This window comes from Streptomyces katrae, assembly GCF_000966975.1.
Lineage (GTDB): Bacteria > Actinomycetota > Actinomycetes > Streptomycetales > Streptomycetaceae > Streptomyces > Streptomyces katrae.
The window spans coordinates 1-2771 of the sequence record NZ_JZWV01000484.1 but is presented as its reverse complement, the minus strand read 5'-3'; the positions used below and the strand labels follow the sequence as shown (position 1 = coordinate 2771).

At 70.1% G+C, this 2771-nt stretch carries 2 protein-coding genes and 2 pseudogenes; 2 read left to right on the top strand and 2 right to left on the bottom strand.

What is annotated here, in order from left to right; all coding sequences use genetic code 11:
* Nucleotides 1–89 (top strand): annotated as a pseudogene (locus VR44_RS47290) (rodlin); the annotation flags it as partial.
* 71 nt (nucleotides 90–160) lie between these two features.
* On the opposite strand, the gene VR44_RS17905 reads toward VR44_RS47290, so the two are convergent.
* A complete protein-coding gene (locus VR44_RS17905; protein ID WP_045948524.1) occupies nucleotides 161–1342 on the bottom strand; it encodes a cytochrome P450 in 1182 nt (393 codons plus the stop codon).
* Complete coding sequence (locus tag VR44_RS17900) at nucleotides 1339–2049, bottom strand: cyclodityrosine synthase (protein WP_045948523.1); 711 nt, start codon at nucleotides 2047–2049, stop codon at nucleotides 1339–1341. Before VR44_RS17900 ends, VR44_RS17905 begins: the two co-directional genes overlap by 4 nt.
* 474 nt (nucleotides 2050–2523) lie before the next feature.
* On the opposite strand from VR44_RS17900, the pseudogene VR44_RS46415 reads away from it, so the two are divergent.
* Nucleotides 2524–2771 (top strand): annotated as a pseudogene (locus VR44_RS46415) (hypothetical protein); the annotation flags it as partial.

Below are 2771 nucleotides of genomic sequence, written 5' to 3'. Positions count from 1 at the left end.
TCTCCACCCAGGCCAAGGGTGACGAGTCCCTCTCGCACATCCTGGACAACATCCCGGTCCTCTCCGGAAACCTCTCCTCCGGCAGCTGAACGGCCGAGGCCCCCCGCCCCGCGTCCGGGGTGGGGGGCCTCGTCGTGCCGTCAGCGGGAGCGGTCCGCGGTCACCACATCACCGGCAGGCGCTCGGGCAGCCGCTTCATGAAGCCGGTGCGCCACACGAGCTGTTCGACCGGAACGGCCAGCCGCAGCCGGGGCATGGCCGCGAGGACGGCGCGCAGGCCGATCTCGGCGTGCTTCTTGCCGAGGGCCGTGGCGGGGCAGTAGTGGGAGCCGCCGCCGAAGGAGAAGTGGGCGGAGGAGTTGGCCCGCGTGAAGTCGAGGCGGTGCGGGTCCGGGAACACGGAGGGGTCGAAGTTGGCGCCCTCGGGCAGGACGAGGACGAGCTCGCCCTTCTTCACCTCGACCTCGCCGAGGGTCATGTCCTCCATGGCCAGGCGGGGCAGGCCGTCCCCGATGGACAGGTTGATGCGCAGGAGCTCGTCCACGGCCTGGGGCATCAGCTCCGGGTGGTCGGCGAGGTGGTCTGCCTCCTCCGGGTGGGTGAGCAGGGTGACCAGTGCCATGGCGAGGAAACCGGCCGTGGAGATGACGCCCGCGCCGAACAGGGTGACGCCGACGGTGGCGAACATCTCGTCGCTGACGTGCTCGTAGCCCTCGGTGCCGCGCAGCTTCGCGAGGTCGCCGATGAGGCCCTGCTCGGTGTCGTCGAGGCGGGCGGTCATGTAGGCGATGTCGCGGTCCCAGTTCAGCCGCGCAGCGGGGATCTCCCGGGGGCTGTTCATGAACGCGATCGGCAGCGACTCGGAGAGCAGCGGGGCCGCCTCGTGCGGGATGCCGAGGATCTGGCAGTGCATCGCCTCCGAGAAGGGGTCGGTGAACATGGACCGGATGTCGACGGGGGCGCCGTGCTTGAGCATCCGCTCGACGAGCTCGGCGGCGTGCTCCTCCATCCACTCCTGGAGGCCGGGGGCCTTGGGGTTGATCGCCTTCATGACGGCCTTGCGCAGGCCGGCGCCGGTGATGTTGCCCATGTTGTTGACGACCTCGGGCGGGATCGTCAGCGCGTACTGGCGGGGCACCCCCGGGTCGGAGGTGTTCTTCAGGCTGAACCGGTCGTCCTCGAGGACCTGCTTGACGAGCTCGTACGAGGAGACCAGCCAGGCCTCCGCTCCGGCGATGGTGCGTACCTTCACGACCGGGGCGAGTTCGCCGATCTGGGCAGGCAGGTGGGTGCCGTCCCACGTGAAGGGGAAGTCGAGGATCGGCTCCGCGTGGGTGGTCACAGCTGGTCTCCTTCGGTGGCGGGGGTGACGACGGCGTGGCCCTGGTTGCGGGAGGCCCGCAGTCCGGCGCCGCGCGAGTAGAGCAGGTCCGCCATCGGCAGCGCCTGGTGGTAGCAGTTCAGCGAGGAGGGGACACCGAGGATCGCGGGGGTGTCGAGGAACAGGGGTGCTTCGGCGCACACGTAGTCGAGGCAGACCTTCCGCTGGTGTGCGGTGGCCTGCTGGCCGCCGAGCACCTTCGAGGAGAGGAAGATGTCCACGAGTTCGTTCGCGGTCTGGGCGAACGCCGGATCGGTGCCGAGCCGTTCCAGCAGGTCGGCGTGCATGCGGTCGTAGGCGGGGATGCCCTGGAGGGAGGACATCGGTCTGCCGCGGAGCCGCGTGCCCGACGGGTCTATATCGGCCACGGCGTTGGTCACCTTGGCACGTACGCCACGGAGGTTCTTGACCGTTTTACGACGGGCCTCGTCCTCCGGATAGCCCATGGCCACATACATTTCGGCCACGTGCAGGTCGGTGTAGATGAGATCGGCCTGCCGGAAGTTGTCGAGGGCCCATTCGGCGAGCGCGTGCACGCGCTGGGCGGAGAAATAGGAGTTACCGGGTGAGATGCCGATGACGGCGTGGTCGCCCTCGCCCGCGATGACCTGGCAGTGCGGGGTGTAGGGGTCAACGCGGAAGGCGCTGGTCCGGGTTGCTGTTGTCATGGGAGTGGTCACGTCCCTGTCGCCGCGATTCCCCGCTCGGACCCCGTGTCCCGGGTGCGGCGGCGACGTTCAGAACCTATCCGCAAAGCGCGGCTCCGGTTGGATTACCGCACAGTTCGTCTCGGCTGCTGGACTCAGATGTTGCCCCAGTCAACAGGCGTGCCCCGTGGGCTTGTTGTTCTGCCCCGCAAGGTGCCGATCAGACGGGTTCACTGGCTCATTGCCGCCTTTCTTCTACAAGATCGCCGGATGCGTCACATGAGCCGGGTGGCCGGAACGCAGGGCCGAAAAGAATCCCCCTGGGGGAACGGGAGGCGGGGCCGGGCGGCGGGCCGCCGCCCCGTGCCACGTACGTCCTGGTCATGTCACGGAACCGCCACAGCGCCGCGTCCTCGCAACCTGGCGGGTCCGGGACGCGTGACCCTGGACGCGAGTGCCGGCGCGGGACCGGACATGAACCAACGGGAGCACCCCATGCAGTACACGGCAGGCGTTCGGCGCACGGCGGCGGCACTGGCGGCGGCCGCGGCGGCCACCGCCCTGATGACGGCCTGCGGACCGACCGGGGACTCCGGCGCGCCCGCCCAGCCCACCACCCCGCCCGCGGCCTCGGGACCGGCCCAGGCGACGCCCGCCGGGAGCGGCACGGGAGGCACGGGAGCCACGGGCGGCACCGGGGGTTCCGGCGGCTCTGCGGGCTCCGGGGGCTCCGGGGCTGTCTC